The organism is Acinetobacter sp. YH01007 (assembly GCF_013420425.1).
Classification (GTDB): Bacteria; Pseudomonadota; Gammaproteobacteria; order Pseudomonadales; family Moraxellaceae; genus Acinetobacter; species Acinetobacter towneri.
The window spans coordinates 60,294-77,352 of sequence record NZ_VOYC01000008.1; the positions used below are offsets into that span (position 1 = coordinate 60,294).

Sequence of the window (17,059 nt, forward strand, 5' to 3'; positions counted from 1 at the left end):
TTAGCTTACTTTTTTCACATCTTGCACATCCGCATCAAGCTGATGAGGTTGACTCTGATGAAATAATCCTGCGTGAAACAAAGTCGCTTGCTGCTCTAACTCAGCAGTATATTCTTGCACCAAACGCTGAAAATAACGATAGGCAAATAAGGCTGGAATTGCAATTAACATACCTGCAGCAGTGGTAATTAAGGCTTTAGAAATCCCTGGAATCATTAAGGTTGGATTACTTGCACCCACATCAATCACTAAAAATGATTCAATAATCCCAAGCACTGTACCCAATAAACCCAATAATGGCGCAACTGCACTGAGCGTACCCAAGAAGTTGATATTTTTTTCTAAATAACCAATTTCTTGTGAAGCTGTCGCTTCCATTTGTGCACGCGCATAGTGTTCTGATTGTTGTTTGTTACGCGCACCCGCCTCAAAAATACGGCCTAATGTACTGTTTTTTAAGTTGGCACTTTGATTCAGTTGTTGCAACACAGTCGCTAAACTTTGCCCGCGGTTGAGCAACAACGCATTGGGCAAAATACCTGCTCTCTTTAAACGCATAAAACGCTCAATGGTAATTGCAACGGTAAATACCGAGCACAATACCAACGGCAGCATCAGCCAGCCACCTGCTTTTACCAATTCCCACATTCGCTTTTCCCCAATAAAATACGAATTAAAATTAATCGGACAGGCAAATATTTAAAATACCATCCAGCTCTTCCAGAGAGTGATAACTGATGGTCAATTTGCCCTTACCTTGCTTGTTATAATCAATTTTAACATCTGCACTAAAACGCTCAGAAAGACGTTGCGTGAGTTGTTGAATATCAGGCGCTATAGCCGTTTTCGGCTTTTCTTGTTTTGGCGCATTAAAGTCACGTACCAACTGTTCGGTTTGACGTACCGATAAACTCTTTTCAATTACATGCTGCGCGACTTTGAGCTGATCTTTAGCTTTCAAAGTTAAAATAGCACGTGCATGACCCATATCTAGCAAGCCTTGCTGCATCAACTCTTTAACAGGCTCAGCCAAAGTGAGTAAACGCAATAAATTACTGACCGTGGTACGTGCTTTACCTACTGTTTCGGCAATTTCTTGATGACTCAAGCCAAACTCATCGTGAAAGCGTTGCAGCGCCATTGCCTGATCAATCGGATTAAGATCTTGGCGCTGAATGTTTTCAATTAATGCCAAAGCAATCGCGACCTGATCGGTCAAATCACGCACAATTGCTGGAATTTCAGTTAAACCAGCCAACTGTGCAGCACGCCAGCGACGTTCACCTGCAATAATTTCATAAGGATGTAGTTCGTCATCAATAGGACGAATCACAATTGGCTGCATTACACCATGTTTTTCAATAGATGCCGCCAGTTCCTGCAAATCTTGTTCTTGAATAAAACGACGCGGTTGATATTCACCACGTTTTAATAAATTGACATCAATTTGTTTGAGCTGACCATGATCTAAAGATTGCACTTCAAGTTGTAATTTTTCTTTCTGGATTGACCCCAATAAGGCATCCAAACCACGACCTTTGGCTAATCCGCGTTTTTTTGTGGTCATGCTTTACTTCCTTTTTTCACTTTGCTTTTTTTCAACATTTCAGCTGCTAAATTCAGGTAGGCAACTGCACCCTTCGAGCTTTTTTCAAAATAAATGACGGGTAAACCGTGTGCAGGTGCTTCTGCCAAGCGTACATTACGCGGAATCACGGTATCGTATAATTTTTTACCAAAATAGTGCGATAATTCTTCAGACACGTCACGGGTTAAGGCATTGCGCGCATCATACATGGTGCGTAATACACCAATAATTTCTAAATCAGGATTGAGTGCTTGTTGAATACGGTCAATGGTTTGCGTCAGGTCAGCCAAACCTTCAAGTGCATAATATTCGCACTGCATTGGAATGATTACACTTTGCACTGCTGCTAAAGCGTTTACTGTAATTAAGCTTAAACTTGGTGCACAGTCGACAATAATATAATCAAAGTCTTTGGCAACTTCTTGCAAGGCATTGCGCAAAATAAACTCACGCCCCTCTTGCTCAGCAATCACCAATTCAACCCCAGCCAAATCACGATTGGCACCCAAAACTTTATAACCAACTTCTGCCTTGCTAATTGCAGTTTCAATCGGCACTTCGCCCAACAATACATCGGTCACTGAATACAGCAAATCATTTTTTTGAATGCCTGAACCCATGGTGGCATTGCCTTGTGAGTCCATATCGACCAATAAAATGCGCTTTTTCAAAACAGCCAAAGATGCTGCCAAATTTACTGCGGTTGTGGTTTTTCCGACACCACCTTTTTGGTTCGCAATCGCAATAATTTGTGCCATGATCACCCCAGTCCTTTGAAAATTAGATACGTTTTAATAAAAGTAAATGACGTTGTTCGTCTAAGCGCGGAACTTTAAGCTCGATAATTTCACAGCTGAATTCATCTTTCAATGCCTCTACTTCATCGGCAGGAATCAAACCTTTCATAGATGCAATAATACTTTGCTCATGCATAAATGGTTTTGACGCGGCTACAAAGTCAGTTAAAGATGCAAAAGCACGACTGGTAATTACATCAAACTGACCTAACTCGCGGATGCTGTCTTCATTTTCAACACGGGTCTGAACTGCCACGACGTTTTTCAGTTTTAAATCGGCAATAAACTGTTTTAAGAAACGAATCTTTTTACCATTCGAGTCCAATAACACGCAATCGCGCTCAGGCTGACACAAGGCAATAATCATGCCCGGCATACCACCGCCAGTACCAATATCCAGTAAACGACCTGCAGGCAAATCTTTGAGGATGCTCAGACTATCTAGCAAATGCTTCACTAGCATTTCTTTCGGGTCACGAATTGCAGTGAGGTTGTACGCTTTGTTCCATAGCACCAAAGCATCTTGGTATTTGAGTAATAAATTTAAAGCCTCATCACTGAGCTCTAAACCTAAAGCCTGACTACCTTGCTTGAGTTCCTGAAAAAACGAATGCATCACAATTCACATCTCGAAAAAGTTAATGGAAGTATACCGATTTATAGTTGCAGTCATAGGGGCGAATGCTTAGTGAATATGCACTTAAGCGTACACACCCTGCTGAATTTGTTGATCTAGCGTATTTAATCGTTCAGGAGTGCCAACATCCACCCAAACACCCTGCAATTTCTGTGCAGAAATTTTTTCTTGCTGCATGGCTTGTTTGAGCAATGGCGCAAGCGGACGTTTGCCCGATTCCAAACCGTTAAACATTTGCGGATGCATCACCGCCACGCCACTATAAGTCAGATTTTCACCTGAGCGTGCTTGCTCAAAAGTATAGGCTTTGTTTGCAGCCAAAGTGAAATCACCTTGCGGATGCTGCACAGGGTTTTCCACCAAAACCAAATGTGCCAAGTCGTCTTGAAGCTGCACATTTAATAGTGGCGCAAAATCCATGGTGGTCCAAACATCGCCATTCACCAATATAAAAGGTTCATTGCCCAATAATGGCAACGCATTGATGATGCCACCTGCAGTTTCTAAGCCTTCGCCTTCATGCGACCACAAAATTTTCACACCAAATTGCGAACCATCACCCAAAGCATCTGCAAGTTTTTCACCCAACCATGCCGTATTGATGACAATTTCCTGCACACCCATCTTTTGTAATTTTTCGATGTGCCACACAATTAAAGGCTTACCACCGACTTCCAATAATGGCTTAGGTGTATGCAACGTTAAAGGACGCATACGATTACCCATGCCTGCAGCAAGAATCATGGCTTTCATTTAGGCAACCACCTCATACTGACCATATTTGGCTGTAAATTTTGGCATTACTGTCGTGTGAATAAAGTGCATAAATGGTTGTAATTCTGGATAAGGTTTACTTTCTTCAAGTAAATACCACATTACGCGCGGTAAATCCTTGAGATAACCCGATTTACCATCACGCTCAAATAAACGCACAAAAATACCTAAAATTTTGATATGACGCTGAATCGCCATCATATCGGCATCTTTTTTAAATTGTTCAAAATCACGGTCTTGCTTAGATGCTGCCGGCAACAAGTCATAAAACATTTTAAACCAGCGATACACACGCTCAGCATTCCACTGTACATAAGCATCACGCGTAATTGAAATCAGGTCATAGGTGTCTGCACCAATCACTGCATCCTGAAAATCGATTACACCTAGCTCGGTATCATCATTAATTTTCATTAAGTTACGACTATGAAAATCGCGATGCACAATCACTTGTGGCTGAGCCAAAGCGGCATTGGCCAAAATTGCAAATGTACGTTTAATTAATGCACTTTCTTCAGCCGTTGGCTGAATCTGTAAGGCAGGCAATAACCAATCGGTGAGTAACTCCATTTCACTGATGAGTTTGTCATAGGAATATTCAGGGAAATGTGCCGTACCATCAATATCTTGTAATTGAATTAACTGCTTAAAACACTGCGCATAGTAGTCATCTACAGTCTGATCATTCAGCAAGGTAGATAATAAGACATCACCAAAATCTTCAAGCAACAAAAAGCCTTGTGTCAGGTCTTTGGCTACAATTTTTGGCACGCGCACGCCATGGGCAGCAAAAAATTCATCAATCGTCACAAAAGGACCACAATCTTCTTTTTCTGGTGGTGCATCCATGAGCATAAATGTTTTATTATTCAACTTGATTCGTGCGTAACGACGAAAACTTGCATCGCCTGCTAAAAAATGAGTTTCAAATTGATCTGAACCAAGTACAGATGTTATCCATGTTTGTATCAATTGTTCGCGTTGTGTATTCATTTGCAATAAATTCTAATACAGGCTGAGTTTTTAAAGTGCTAAGTGTAGCTACTTCTGCGCTTTTTCTCTATGATGCGACAATAATTAATTGCGATTAAGCATTCTTGGTTGATGAGATAAATGAAGCATCAGTTTAAATTTAATCCTTTAGCGACTGCGGTCTTAACTCTGTTATGTGGTCACTCTGTTTCCAGCTATGCGCAGACCACAGATCAGACTTCATCTGTCACAAATCTCAATAACCAGCAGCTTAAACACACCATTCAGGAAGCTTATCCTGGGCAGCAGTTCTTTGAGCAATATTATGTTGATAAAGCTGCACCTGAAGCACAACAACAATTTGGGCACACTCAAAGTTCTGCCTATTGTGAAGGTGCATGGCTAACGCCAATCAGCTCAAGCACCGTTGCCGTAGATGCTGCAGAAGCGACCTCTACCGTTACTGCCGATTATGGTCACTATGACCCAAATGGCGATTCCGTCTTGGAAGGCAATGTCCTGATTGACCAGCAAGGCCGTCAAATTCGCGCCGATAAAATTACCATTGATCAAACCCAAACCTTTGCCAAAGCCGAAGGTCGTGTACAAATGGCACAAGCTGGTTTACTTGCGCAAAGTGATGAAATTAACTACAACCTTAAAACTCAGCAAGGCGATTTAAATAACAGTTTTTATATTGCTGAAAAACAGCATGCGCATGGCATGGCAGAAAAAATTGCACGTACCTCAACCAATACCATGGTACTCAATAACGCCACCTACAGCACCTGCCCACCCGAGCAAGCGCCAACCTGGAAAATTCAAGCCAATGAAATTAAGCTGAATCAGGAAACGGGACGCGGTGAAACACGCGGCACCAAATTGTATGTGAAAAATGTACCAGTTTTAGCTGTACCCTACTTCAATTTCCCAATTGATGACCGCCGTACCACAGGTATTTTGACGCCTAGTTTTGGCTTTACCAATGATGGTGGTGTCGAGCTGTCTGTGCCTGTGTATTTAAACCTTGCACCGAATTTTGATGCAACCGTTAGCCCGCGTTATATTGCCGATCGTGGCGCGATGCTAGAAGGTGAATTCCGTTATTTAACTGAAAATTTTGGTTCAGGTAAAATTTGGGGCGGTTATTTAGCATCGGATGCCAAATATGTTGATCAAGACCGTAAAGATCTACATTTTTTACACGGCTGGCAAATTAACGAGCAATTTTCAACCAACCTAGAATATAACTATGCATCGGACAAAGACTACTTTGCCGATTTAAATAACAACCCGAACTCTAAAACCGACCTGAATTTACGTCGTGCTTGGGAGTTGAATTATCGTAACGGTATACCGGGTTTAAAAGCACAGCTCAAAGTTGAGGATTTCCAAACCCTGGATAAGACGATTCCATCTGTAGATCGCCCTTATGCACGCCTACCACAATTTTTATTGAACTATAAAACAGGTAATCCTCAAGGCTTCCAAGTCGAATTTAATAACGACACGGCTTACTTCCAAAAAGATCTAGCTGCGCAAGATGGGGAACCAAGTGGTACGCGTATTTATAATGACTTTGCAGTGCGTTACAACTACCGTAACCCGTGGTCATTTGTGATTCCAGAAGTATCGTTACGCAACATCAACACCTTCTATGATAAAGAAACTCTAAGTACAGACACGTATAAATCTTCAAGTAAAAGTGAGTCGGTTACTGTTCCGCAATTCACTTTAGACACAGGGATTACCTTTGAAAAAGATGGTCGCTTCTTGCAAACCATTACCCCGCGCGCGTTCTATGCCTATGCACCGTACCGCAATCAAAACGACCACCCAAACTTTGACTCTGCAACAGCTTCGATTAATTATGACCAGTTGTTCAGTCCAAACCGTTTCTATGGTCATGACCGTTTAGAAGACAACAACTTTTTGTCTTTGGGTTTAAACTATAGCCTATTTGATGAAATTGGTTTGGAACGCCTTAGAGCAGGAATTGGTCAAAGTTTTTACTTTGAAGATCGTCGTGTCACGCTGGATAATACCGAAGACGAATTTAATACGGAAAACCGTACTGGGCCAATTGTGAGCTTAACCAGTCAGCTAAGTCAAAACCTCAGTGTGGGTGCCAATGCTGCATGGATGTCAAATGGCGACAATGCACAGCGCAGTGTCAATATGCTTTACACGGGTGATCAAGGCAACTTATATAGCTTTGGTTATATTAACCGTCGTGTTATTCCAAACCGTCAAGATCATTATGATCAAGTTGTGGCATCGTTTATTCAGCCGATTCACAACAACTGGCGTATTTTAGGTCATGCGCAATACGACCTAGACCATAGCGTCGCCCGTGAATATTTGCTAGGGGTGAATTATGAATCTTGCTGTTGGGGCATTTCAGTCTATGGACGCTCTTACTATAACGACTTGGATGATGTGACGGATGCGGGCGTTAAACCCAAACGTGCCATTATGGCAGAGTTAAATTTAAAAGGTTTAGGCAGTTTCAATAATAAACTTGCATCTTTACTTGAAAACCGTATTTTAGGTTTTAATAAAATTAATCAATCTTGGACACAACGTTAATGAAAACAGAACAGTTAAAACGATTTTTAAAAGCATCAACCTTAGCACTTTGCATGACAGCAGCGCTGCCTGCATTTGCTGCGAATGATCAAATTGTGGCTGTAGTTGACAATAGTGTCATTTTAAAAAGTGATTTAGCGCAAAGCGTGGTTGAACTCAAACAACAACTTGAGATGCAAAAGCGCCCTGTTCCACCACAACACATTTTAGAACAACAAGCTTTAGAACAACTGATTGTACGCCAAGCGCAATTAGAGCAAGTCAAACGCTACAACATTAAAGCTGATGAAAAATCTTTAAATGAAGCAGTTTTAAAAGTTGCACAGCAAAATGGCGCAAACAGCCTAGAAACTTTTCAGCAAAAATTAGATAAATCTGCACCAGGCAGTTATGCGTTTTTACGTAACCGTATTGCTGAAGATTTGGCAATGAATCGCTTACGTCAGCAAGTCGTAATGTCACGTATTCAAATTAGCGACCAAGATGTTGATAATTTCCTGAAAACACCACAAGGTCAGGCTGCCTTAGGCAATCAAGTACATATTTTGCATGTGCGTGTTTCTGGAGCAGAAAATGCCGCACAAGTTGCGCAACAAGTCAAAGCTGAATTGGCGCAGAACAATGACATTCAAGCCATTAGTAAAAAATATACAGGCAATGGTGTAACCGTTCAGTCTGCAGACATGGGTTTACGTAACTTGACCGATATTCCCGCGGAACTTGCTGCACGTATTACGCCATTAGATGTGGGGCAAACCAGTGAACTGATTGAAGTCCGTGATGGTATTCATGTCGTAAAATTACTGGAGCGCAAAAGTACTGAGCAACGTGCACTAGTTCCACAATATCAAACTCGACATATCTTGATTCAGCCAAGTGAAGTCGTAAGCCCTGAAAATGCGAAACACATGATTGACAGTATTCACAACCGTTTAAAAGCGGGTGAAGACTTTGCAACCTTAGCAGCGACGTTCTCTAATGACGCTGGCTCTGCACGTGATGGCGGCAGTCTAGGCTGGGTGAATCCTGGCGTGATGGTGCCAGAATTTGAAAATCAAATGAAAAATACTGCAAAAGGTGAAATTAGCGCACCATTCCAAACCCAGTTTGGTTGGCATGTACTGCAAGTGACCGATACACGCCAGCAAGATATGACTCGTGAATACCAAGAACGTATGGCACGTCAAATACTAGGTGAACGCCAGTTTGATACTGAATTGGATAGCTGGTTACGTGAAACACGCAACAATGCTTTTGTAGAAATCAAAGACCCAAGCCTAGATCGTAAAAAGAACTCCTAAGCGCATATAGCTTTTAGAGCTTTAGATCACAATCAAAACCAGTGCCACCGCACTGGTTTTTTTATTTGCAAGGGTATCTGCTCAAACTTATGTCCTCATCCGTTCGACTTTCATCAAGAAAAGTTTTTATTTTCTATTAGTTCCAATGGTAGCTGCAATTCTCCACACTCTTCTTCTGGCTCAGATGGGATAGTAATTTTGACTTGATTATTTAACTGCCATACTCCTTTTACAGGTTCAAATAACTTGTATTTAAGCTGAAAAATACGCTCTTCATCTGGCATTAATTCAACTTTTTTAATAATGGAACACTGCATCTCAGGAAATAATTGATCTTTTGTTTCAGTATTATAAAAATCTAAAGGCACATTGCAATCAGGATATTCTAATATCACTTTATCCGAATAATTATTAAGAAAAGATAATTTAATCTCTATAGGAGTACCTTTATCTTTATCAACTTTTAGATCATACGAAGCATCTTTACGTAAATCTGTTTTTTGATATAAATCCAAAAATTGAATTTCACGAACGACTAGACCACACAAATCAGTTGCAGCCCCAGATAGTCTTAACGTATATTGATCCTGTTTAAAGACATCATCACTATTGCTGTCGTTAGCATTCCCAAGACCAGGTGGAGGTGGAAGCCCATTACCTGTACCTTCTAAACTAGCTCCCCCTACACTAAAATCCTGTCCGCAACCAATCATTGTTAAAAATAAAACATTAAAGCAAAATAGCTTAACCATTTTCTTCACGGTCATGTTGATAAACCCCAAATATAAAAGTTTTAGAAGCATCTAGCTTGCCTTCATCCTCTGTACATTTTTCAGAAGCTAGCTTGAGTAGTTGTAGTGAATATTCGTGCCACAATTTTAGACTTTGATCACGTAAAAACTGAACAGATGCTTCTGTTAAGCCATCCGCACACACAGCTTGTTCTAAAAAGTTTGTCTGATTATTTTCAAATAAATTATGTAAACCTGCAGCCAGATGGGATTGTAAATTTTTAATCAAAATTTTACGAGCTTCTTGTAAAGAAGGATCAGGAATAAACTGTCCTTTTTGCAAGAAAATATTACCCTCTTTTTCAAGTACTATGCCTAATCGGATCAACTCATTTAACACAGACCTAGGATGGCGTTCAGTAGATACTTTTTTTACCAGAATTTCGAAATTATTTTCTTCATCACTACTGAATGGTAAACATTCTCCCCAGCCTTCTGCTAACCACAAACCTATAACCCGAGAAGGAACACTAATTGGTTCAGAGATATTTGCTTCAGTCAAAGGCTTACCCGCCAGCTTTGTCTCTTTATATGCACTGACATCCTTACGGTGTAGACCAGATAATAAACTAATAGCAGAAATAGTAGGCTTTTGATCAATCCTTTCTAATTCTTGAAGAGCCTGTTGATAAAAAATTGGTTTTAAAGCAGCTGAAAATTCTGTATATCCAACACCAGAACGAATTAACCATTGGCTAAGATAATCCATGAGTGCAAGCACTTGCTTTAAATTAAACTCAGCATCATTAGTAGGAAGTTTAGTCATTACACCAACAGCAATAGAATTACAATTGAAATTTTCTCACTATTTTTAGTCTCTTACAAATTATATCAGATGAATTTTCATATCTTGTGAAATAAAAATACTCACAACCTGGCTCTCACTATATCACTTTTTAATTTTTTACTATTTAACGTTCATCTATTTACAACTGTTAATTAAATATTCTATCATAAAAATGCGAATTTTTCGCATTCCTAAACAAAGTATTCAATTTAAATAATCATCGTTAAGGAGTAAGTATGATGAAAATTTCACCCCTGATTCTTCTGTTTACCATTTATGCTAGTTCAACGTCTTCTTATGCTGGCTTTGCAGACAGTTTAAGAGATCTAAGAGGAACCTTAAGTCAAATTAACGAAACGACCAAAGAAGTAGCAGGTACAGCCAAAGAAATGACTAAGTTTCGTGGTAATGATGAAACATCTAAAGATATTGAACGTACTATAGGACAAAAATTAACCCCAAAACTAAACAACTTACCGCTTTATGAAACGTCTAATAAATCAAGCAAAGTAAAAACTAAGCTTTCTAAAAATTCTGACATTATTTATGCAGGTAATGTCAGCTCAAATGGATTAATCGAAGTAACAACAGAATATGGAAATGGATGGGTAGAGTCTCATTTAATTCATTAATTCTTAAAATGGGGGCGATAGTGATAACATAGCTATCAGAATTTTGATGGCTATCTCTGTGAAAAATATTTCTAGTGAGTAGCTTATTATGAACAAGATAATTAAAAGTGGCTTTGTGACTGTAATAATTACTGCTTTGGTTGGTTGTAACAGTGACAGCTCAGATAATTCCAATACACCAACACCAACACCAACACCAACACCAACACCAACACCAACACCAACACCAACACCAACACCAACACCAACACCAACACCAACACCAACACCAACACCAACACCAACACCAACACCAACACCAACAACAGTAGCGGATAAATTGGCTGGAGAGTGGATTCAAGGCTCATCTAACTTAGGTATTTCTGATTGTAATTTAGCTCAGATTGAAATTACTAAAACTGGGAATAATTCAGTAGAAGCCAGTAATGAAGGTGTTCAATATTCTCTATATAATCCTTCATTAAAAATGTGTGGAGGTGAATTGGTTAGCAAGCGTTATCAATTACTTGGAGATCTAATACTAAAAGATATTAAAACTGGTATTAAATATGATAATTTCTTTTACTATCCTGTTAAATATCAAAAATATAGCACAACTTCAGAAGAAAATAGAGTCTTAACTTTTTTAAATGATGACTCATTTTGTATTATTAATTCAACTAGTAATAATCCTGCTTACATTAAGTTAGAAAGGAATTCTATATCTAACCCCTACAAGGATAATCGCTGTTATGTAAAAAGTAATGTCGGATTATTTACTGCAGAAAAACCTAAGACCCTTATTACAACAGCAAATTTTTTAAATGTAGATGCGGTTAATTCAACCAGTAGTACTGCATTCCTATCTCAGCTTAATGAAATGGGGAAAAATGGATATAAAATTGTCGCATACAATAATAAGGTGTATGGAAATCAAACTGTAAATAGCTATATGAAGTTAGCTAATCAGAATACTCGCTACTCTGCTATTGTGTCTGATCGAACTGCAAGCTCTATTAGCAATATCTATTTTTCATGGTTAAGTAATCTTAATGAGAATGGAAAATCTGGATACCAATTTCTTCATTCTGTAAGGCCTTCTACTGACTTAAATTTTAAAGACTATTTTTTAAAAAATGAAAATGATAATGCATCATACACTTATGATAGTGGTTATCTTTCCCCACTTGTTGACACTAATCAATTAATAAATGTACTTAATAAATTAGGTCAAGAAGGTTGTCGCATTATTCAATTTAAACAATACTTTACAGGAAATCATGTAGAAATTTTAGATAATAAAGAAAATCAACCTAAGATAGTAACTTGTATAAATAGTAGTAAACATAATGGTACCTACACATATCGATACAAAGATTATCCAACAGAGAGTACAAGACTTGAACGTGCTTTAGCATTGCAAAGTATGATAAATGCTCAGGCTAAGGATGGGTATCGTTTAGTTAGTCGCTCTTTAGATATATCTGCCACTAAAAAAAATGGCTTATTATTTATGAAAGATAGTGAAGAGCTAGATGTAGGAGAATTTAAAGTATTTTCAGAAGAGATTTTCTCAAATACTCCTATCCTTAAATATTTGAATAAACGCTTTAATCAGCAAGGTCAAATAGGCTGGTTGTATACAAATGCAGAATTTGTATACGCAAATAATCCAAAATCTATTCAGGCAGATCTCAATGATTTTCAAATAATTGAATAATTTTAGATGGGCACGATTGCATAAAGAGACTATAAGCAGTAAGCATCCAGTGAACCCCCACTTTCGCTAAAATGCAATGCCCCAATAGTGTCCACTTAAATTTTAGTGGGCACTTATTTATGGGAGGATTACCCTGCCAAATCAGTGGCAACCCGACCAAAATCAAAAAATAGGTATGAGGTTCAGCACACGCTTACACTTAAGCTTATAAATCAGAGTATGTAAATTGACCAGAAAAAGAGTAAGACATAAAAAAAGCCTCTCAAAATGAGAGGCTTTTTTTCAGAATATCAATTAACGATTGTTGTCGTCTTCTTGAGATTCTTCAAATTTAGAATCGTTGTCAAAACCGCTTGCAGACTGACCACCGAAGCCACCTTGACCGCCAAAGCCGCCACCTTGACCACCGAAGCCACCTTGACCGCCGAAGCCGCCACCTTGACCACCGAAGCCACCTTGACCACCGAAGCCGCCACCTTGACCACCGAAGCCGCCACCTTGACCGCCGAAGCCGCCACCTTGACCACCGAAGCCACCTTGACCGCCGAAGCCACCTTGACCGCCTGCTGGTGCACCCGCTGGACGTGGATTACGCGCAGGAACAACTGTAGAAATTGCATGTTTGTAAACCATTTGGCTTACAGTGTTTTTCAATAAAACAACATATTGGTCAAAAGATTCAATATGACCTTGTAGCTTGATACCGTTCACAAGGAAGATAGAAACAGGAATACGTTCTTTACGGAGAGAATTTAAGAACGGATCTTGTAAAGTTTGACCTTTAGACATGTTATAACTCCAAAAATAATTAAAAATCAGCGCAAAAACTATCTTTATTTTTCAATTAAAAATTATAAAAAAGACAGTGTGTAAATTTTGCTTTATCCGTACCAGTTTCGCAAGTCTTCTTGAGCCTGCTTTATCGTAAAATATGTGTGAAATTTATGCGATTCCTGCAACGATCTGAGCCAAGTATATTGACGTTTCGCAAGTTGTCGTGTTGCGAATAGCGCCTTACCCTCCATTTCCTGCATTTTTCTGCGACTTTCATCACCTTTTTGTAAAAACTCTAAAGCTTGACGATAACCGACAGAGCGCATGGAAGGTAAATTTGCATCTAAATCGTATTTTTCAATAAGATGACGCACCTCATTTAAAAAACCCATTTCCCACATGATCTCTAAGCGTTTTTCAATACGCTGATGTAATTCTACCCGATCAGGCACTAAGGCGTGGTTATGAAAAGTGTAACGATATGGTACATTTTTAGGTTGTTCTGCTTGCAGTTGGGTAATTGGTGTGCCTGTTAATTTATAAACTTCCAAAGCACGAATAATACGTTGCTTATCGGACACTTTAAACTTTTGTCCCGCCAATGCATCTACCGCACATAATTCTGCATATACAGCCTCCCAACCTTCACGCGCGGCTTTATCTTCAATTTCAGCACGTACTTGGTAATTGGCACTGGGTAAATTTGAAGATAAACCTTCAAGCAATGCCTTAAAATACAGCATGGTTCCGCCCACTAAAATTGGGGTTTTTCCTATCGCGTGCATATCGTCAATCAAGGCGCAGGCATCTTCGACAAACTGTGCAGCAGAATAAACTTCAAGCGGGCTGATAATATCAATCAAATGATGCGGATAACGCGCCTGTTCCGCTTTAGTTGGTTTGGCTGTACCAATATCCATATCTCGATAAACTAGCGCAGAATCGACTGAAATCAGCTCAAAATGCCCCATTTCATACAGCTCACATGCCAAAGCAGTTTTACCGCTTGCAGTTGGTCCCATTAAATTGATGACCGGCAATTGATTTGACATGTAACGCTACTCTCCTCGAGCAAAAAGTTTATCTAGTTGTGCCAATGGAAAGGCACGCCAAGTCGGGCGACCATGATTACATTGGCTAGCAAATTCGGTTTGTTCCATTTGACGCAATAAGGCATTCATTTCAGAAAGACTTAACATCCGATGTGCACGTACTGCACTATGACATGCCATTCCCGCCAAAATATGATCACGCTTTTGCAGTAACGCCTGCGCTTCATCATTTGGGTCTAAATCATCAAGTAATTCAGGAATTAATTCGGCAAAATCTGCCTTATGCAAAATCGCGGGCACACCGCGCACAATGACCTGTTCATCGCCATATTGGTCTATTTCCAAGCCCAGTCGTGCCAATTGTTCTTTTAAATCATCCACCCGCATGGCTTGCATGCGGCTAATGCTGATAACTTTGGGGATCAGCAATTGCTGCGAAGTCCAAAACTCAGGTTTATCCCAAGCGGCTTTCATCTGTTGCAACACAATTCGTTCATGGGCGGCATGCATATCTACAATAATCAAGCCTTCACTATTTTGCGCCAGAATGTAAATACCATGCAATTGCGCAATTGCAATGCCGAGCGGATGCTCATCCACCGCAGGTGTTGTGTTTGTTTGCGTAAGATTGGCTGAGTCTTGATCTAGATCACGTAAAGGCGCGAGATAGCTTTTTAAAGCATTGTTGAGCTGTTGCGAACCTTGATAATTACTCTGCACAGGTCGGTTATATTGAACTGTCTGCGGCTGACTCTGATTAAAATCGGTAAGTAACTCACTTCCCGCTTGTGAAGCGGGCTGCATCGTGTACGCATCTACTGCATCGTCAGCGGAATTGTAAGGATTTGCCTCGGCATGTTTGTGCAGTAAAAATTGTTCCTGATAACGCGGTTGCACCACATAAGGCGCAGCTTGTTCGACAGGATCAGCTTTCATAGCAGTGGCTAAATCTGCTGTTGCAGTTTGAAATTGCGCCAAGGTTTCTTTGGCATAATGTCGTACAAACTCATGCACTTCCCGCTGATTTAAAAAGCGAATTTCATGCTTGGTCGGATGCACATTGACATCAATATTTTCAGGCTCAACCTCTAAAAACAGTAAATACGCAGCATGCTGATGTCCATGCAAAATACCTTCGTATGCCATACGCAAAGCATGGGAGATGGTCTTGTCTTTTACAATGCGCCCATTCACATACACATACTGCAAGTCGGCTTGCGAACGTGCATCGGAAGGATGCCCCAACCAACCCGATAAGTGCATGGTGACACTGTCAGCATCTATCCAATAGGCATTTTCGACAAAGTTTCGTCCTAAAAGTTGCTGCACGCGCTGAAAACGCAATTCGCCACTGTCTGCAATGGGTAAATTCAGTTTGATGCTGTCGTTGTGTTCCAAAACAAAACGAATATCGAAATGTGTGAGTGCCAAACGACGCACAATTTCTTCAATATGTCCGAATTCTGTACCCGCTTTTTTCAGGAATTTACGTCGTGCAGGCACATTAAAAAATAAATCCTGTACCCGAATATGTGTGCCTTTTTGTGCAGCAACGGCCTGAATATCTTGATGGTCAAAGGCAGTGCCATTGACTTCGACCTGATAACCGACACCATCTTCAGTTTGGCTACTGACCAAAGTCAAACGCGATACTGCTGCAATTGATGCCAGTGCTTCACCACGAAAGCCTAAACTGACAATAGCATGTAAATCATCAGCCGTTTGAATTTTACTGGTCGCGTGACGAGTCACCGCCAAAGGCAAATCTTCAGCATGAATGCCACGACCATTATCAATAATTTCAATGAGTGTACTGCCGCCTTGTGCCACACGAATAATCAGCTCGGTTGCACCTGCATCAATGGAGTTTTCTAGTAACTCTTTGACCACAGAGGCAGGACGCTCAATTACCTCACCCGCAGCAATTTGGTTGGCTAAGGCAGGTTCAAGCGTGTGGATCCGACGTAGATTTAACACATCATTAGGCATGATTAAATTGTTGCTCCAAAGCTTGTTGTAATGCAACCGAAGACGAACTTAGCATTGCTGTACGGCTTAATTCATCTTCCGATTTTTTAATTTCAATGATCAAGTCTGCGGGCGGAATTTCATCGCCACCTTTTGATGGCCATTCAAATAAAAACAAGGCATTTGGGGTTTCTAAATAATCACGAATGCCCATCAGCTCTAATTCATAAGGATCATTTAAACGATATAAATCAAAATGAAAAATATCTTGTCCTTGTATTTGATAAGGTTCCACCAAGGTGTAAGTCGGGCTTTTAACCGCGCCCTGATGCCCCAAATGCTGTAGAAAATAACGCGATAAAGTGGTTTTTCCTGCGCCTAAATCACCAATTAAATAAATCACACCCGACCGAAAATGCGTTGCCAAAACCTGCGCCAGATTTTGGGTATCTTGCTCATTATTTAAAGCCAAATTAAATGAATACTGCATAACGCTCACGACATGATTCAAAAGACCAATTATGATAGCATCGCACTGCTTTAAAGCCTATGTACTGATGGATAAAACTGTGTAAATGTGGACAATTTATAACAATTTTAGACAAGGCAATGAATCAAGATTGTTAAGCTTAGCACCCAAACTGCTTAGGCTATTTTCAATATGATGAAAAAGAAACTCTCACACCTGAATATGAGCA

16 protein-coding genes are annotated in these 17,059 nt (G+C 39.9%); 4 read left to right on the forward strand and 12 right to left on the reverse strand.

Annotated features, from left to right (window positions below; all coding sequences use genetic code 11):
• From FTT74_RS06120 to FTT74_RS06145, 6 genes are all read right to left on the reverse strand, one after another.
• On the reverse strand, positions 1-648 hold the full coding sequence (locus FTT74_RS06120) for a MotA/TolQ/ExbB proton channel family protein (RefSeq protein ID WP_004976814.1): 648 nt from the start codon (positions 646-648) through the stop codon (positions 1-3).
• Positions 649-679: 31 nt separating this feature from the next.
• Complete coding sequence (locus FTT74_RS06125; RefSeq protein WP_179988724.1) at positions 680-1,567, reverse strand: ParB/RepB/Spo0J family partition protein; 888 nt, start codon at positions 1,565-1,567, stop codon at positions 680-682.
• A complete protein-coding gene (locus tag FTT74_RS06130; protein ID WP_096901175.1) occupies positions 1,564-2,346 on the reverse strand; it encodes a ParA family protein in 783 nt (260 codons plus the stop codon). Before FTT74_RS06130 ends, FTT74_RS06125 begins: the two co-directional genes overlap by 4 nt.
• A 22-nt stretch (positions 2,347-2,368) precedes the next feature.
• Positions 2,369-3,001, reverse strand: a complete 633-nt coding sequence (gene rsmG / locus FTT74_RS06135) for a 16S rRNA (guanine(527)-N(7))-methyltransferase RsmG (RefSeq protein ID WP_131261485.1) — start codon at positions 2,999-3,001, stop codon at positions 2,369-2,371.
• An 84-nt stretch (positions 3,002-3,085) separates the two neighbouring features.
• Positions 3,086-3,775 carry an N-acetylmuramate alpha-1-phosphate uridylyltransferase MurU gene (gene murU, locus FTT74_RS06140; RefSeq protein WP_131261486.1) on the reverse strand — a complete coding sequence of 230 codons (690 nt, stop codon included), beginning with the start codon at positions 3,773-3,775 and terminating at the stop codon, positions 3,086-3,088.
• On the reverse strand, positions 3,776-4,789 hold the full coding sequence (locus FTT74_RS06145; protein ID WP_131261487.1) for an aminoglycoside phosphotransferase family protein: 1,014 nt from the start codon (positions 4,787-4,789) through the stop codon (positions 3,776-3,778).
• 120 nt (positions 4,790-4,909) lie between these two features.
• Here FTT74_RS06145 and FTT74_RS06150 point away from each other — a divergent pair, with 120 nt between their 5' ends.
• Positions 4,910-7,357, forward strand: a complete 2,448-nt coding sequence (locus tag FTT74_RS06150) for an LPS-assembly protein LptD (RefSeq protein ID WP_167845961.1) — start codon at positions 4,910-4,912, stop codon at positions 7,355-7,357.
• Complete coding sequence (locus FTT74_RS06155) at positions 7,357-8,658, forward strand: peptidylprolyl isomerase (protein ID WP_179988723.1); 1,302 nt, start codon at positions 7,357-7,359, stop codon at positions 8,656-8,658. Before FTT74_RS06150 ends, FTT74_RS06155 begins: the two co-directional genes overlap by 1 nt.
• Before the next feature lie 113 nt (positions 8,659-8,771).
• Here FTT74_RS06155 and FTT74_RS06160 read toward each other — a convergent pair whose 3' ends face one another.
• The gene (locus tag FTT74_RS06160) at positions 8,772-9,425 is read right to left on the reverse strand and encodes a hypothetical protein (RefSeq protein WP_131261490.1); all 654 of its coding nucleotides are present in this window, start codon (positions 9,423-9,425) and stop codon (positions 8,772-8,774) included.
• Complete coding sequence (locus FTT74_RS06165; protein WP_178867737.1) at positions 9,403-10,215, reverse strand: DUF6502 family protein; 813 nt, start codon at positions 10,213-10,215, stop codon at positions 9,403-9,405. The genes FTT74_RS06160 and FTT74_RS06165 overlap by 23 nt, the downstream gene beginning before the upstream one ends.
• A 257-nt stretch (positions 10,216-10,472) precedes the next feature.
• Here FTT74_RS06165 and FTT74_RS06170 point away from each other — a divergent pair, with 257 nt between their 5' ends.
• Positions 10,473-10,868 carry a hypothetical protein gene (locus FTT74_RS06170; protein WP_131261492.1) on the forward strand — a complete coding sequence of 132 codons (396 nt, stop codon included), beginning with the start codon at positions 10,473-10,475 and terminating at the stop codon, positions 10,866-10,868.
• A gap of 88 nt (positions 10,869-10,956) precedes the next feature.
• Entirely contained in the window at positions 10,957-12,567 is a 1,611-nt protein-coding gene (locus tag FTT74_RS06175; protein ID WP_179988722.1) for a PT dipeptide repeat lipoprotein, read from the forward strand.
• 294 nt (positions 12,568-12,861) lie between these two features.
• Here the strand turns inward: FTT74_RS06175 and hfq are convergent, their stop codons facing one another.
• The 4 genes from hfq to tsaE all read right to left on the reverse strand — a co-directional run bounded on the left by hfq (position 12,862) and on the right by tsaE (position 16,851).
• Positions 12,862-13,356 carry an RNA chaperone Hfq gene (hfq, locus tag FTT74_RS06180; protein ID WP_179988721.1) on the reverse strand — a complete coding sequence of 165 codons (495 nt, stop codon included), beginning with the start codon at positions 13,354-13,356 and terminating at the stop codon, positions 12,862-12,864.
• Positions 13,357-13,448: 92 nt separating this feature from the next.
• Positions 13,449-14,393: a tRNA (adenosine(37)-N6)-dimethylallyltransferase MiaA gene (gene miaA, locus FTT74_RS06185; protein WP_179988720.1), complete on the reverse strand. Its 945-nt coding sequence runs from the start codon at positions 14,391-14,393 to the stop codon at positions 13,449-13,451.
• Between the two features lie 6 nt (positions 14,394-14,399).
• The gene (gene mutL / locus FTT74_RS06190; RefSeq protein ID WP_004976842.1) at positions 14,400-16,382 is read right to left on the reverse strand and encodes a DNA mismatch repair endonuclease MutL; all 1,983 of its coding nucleotides are present in this window, start codon (positions 16,380-16,382) and stop codon (positions 14,400-14,402) included.
• Positions 16,375-16,851, reverse strand: coding sequence for a tRNA (adenosine(37)-N6)-threonylcarbamoyltransferase complex ATPase subunit type 1 TsaE (gene tsaE / locus FTT74_RS06195; protein WP_179988740.1), 477 nt, complete (start codon positions 16,849-16,851; stop codon positions 16,375-16,377). The genes mutL and tsaE overlap by 8 nt, the downstream gene beginning before the upstream one ends.
• Positions 16,852-17,059: the final 208 nt, after the last annotated feature.

Bases quoted from the DNA above. Each gene is read 5' to 3' on its own strand.
- FTT74_RS06170 (WP_131261492.1), top strand. From the start codon at position 10,473: ATGATGAAAATTTCACCCCTGATTCTTCTGTTTACCATTTATGCTAGT.
- rsmG (WP_131261485.1), bottom strand. From the start codon at position 3,001: ATGCATTCGTTTTTTCAGGAACTCAAGCAAGGTAGTCAGGCTTTAGGT.
- FTT74_RS06165 (WP_178867737.1), bottom strand. From the start codon at position 10,215: ATGACTAAACTTCCTACTAATGATGCTGAGTTTAATTTAAAGCAAGTG.
- mutL (WP_004976842.1), bottom strand. From the start codon at position 16,382: ATGCCTAATGATGTGTTAAATCTACGTCGGATCCACACGCTTGAACCT.
- FTT74_RS06145 (WP_131261487.1), bottom strand. From the start codon at position 4,789: ATGAATACACAACGCGAACAATTGATACAAACATGGATAACATCTGTA.
- FTT74_RS06175 (WP_179988722.1), top strand. From the start codon at position 10,957: ATGAACAAGATAATTAAAAGTGGCTTTGTGACTGTAATAATTACTGCT.
- FTT74_RS06130 (WP_096901175.1), bottom strand. From the start codon at position 2,346: ATGGCACAAATTATTGCGATTGCGAACCAAAAAGGTGGTGTCGGAAAA.
- FTT74_RS06125 (WP_179988724.1), bottom strand. From the start codon at position 1,567: ATGACCACAAAAAAACGCGGATTAGCCAAAGGTCGTGGTTTGGATGCC.
- hfq (WP_179988721.1), bottom strand. From the start codon at position 13,356: ATGTCTAAAGGTCAAACTTTACAAGATCCGTTCTTAAATTCTCTCCGT.
- FTT74_RS06150 (WP_167845961.1), top strand. From the start codon at position 4,910: ATGAAGCATCAGTTTAAATTTAATCCTTTAGCGACTGCGGTCTTAACT.
- tsaE (WP_179988740.1), bottom strand. From the start codon at position 16,851: ATGCAGTATTCATTTAATTTGGCTTTAAATAATGAGCAAGATACCCAA.
- miaA (WP_179988720.1), bottom strand. From the start codon at position 14,393: ATGTCAAATCAATTGCCGGTCATCAATTTAATGGGACCAACTGCAAGC.
- FTT74_RS06160 (WP_131261490.1), bottom strand. From the start codon at position 9,425: ATGACCGTGAAGAAAATGGTTAAGCTATTTTGCTTTAATGTTTTATTT.
- FTT74_RS06155 (WP_179988723.1), top strand. From the start codon at position 7,357: ATGAAAACAGAACAGTTAAAACGATTTTTAAAAGCATCAACCTTAGCA.
- murU (WP_131261486.1), bottom strand. From the start codon at position 3,775: ATGAAAGCCATGATTCTTGCTGCAGGCATGGGTAATCGTATGCGTCCT.
- FTT74_RS06120 (WP_004976814.1), bottom strand. From the start codon at position 648: ATGTGGGAATTGGTAAAAGCAGGTGGCTGGCTGATGCTGCCGTTGGTA.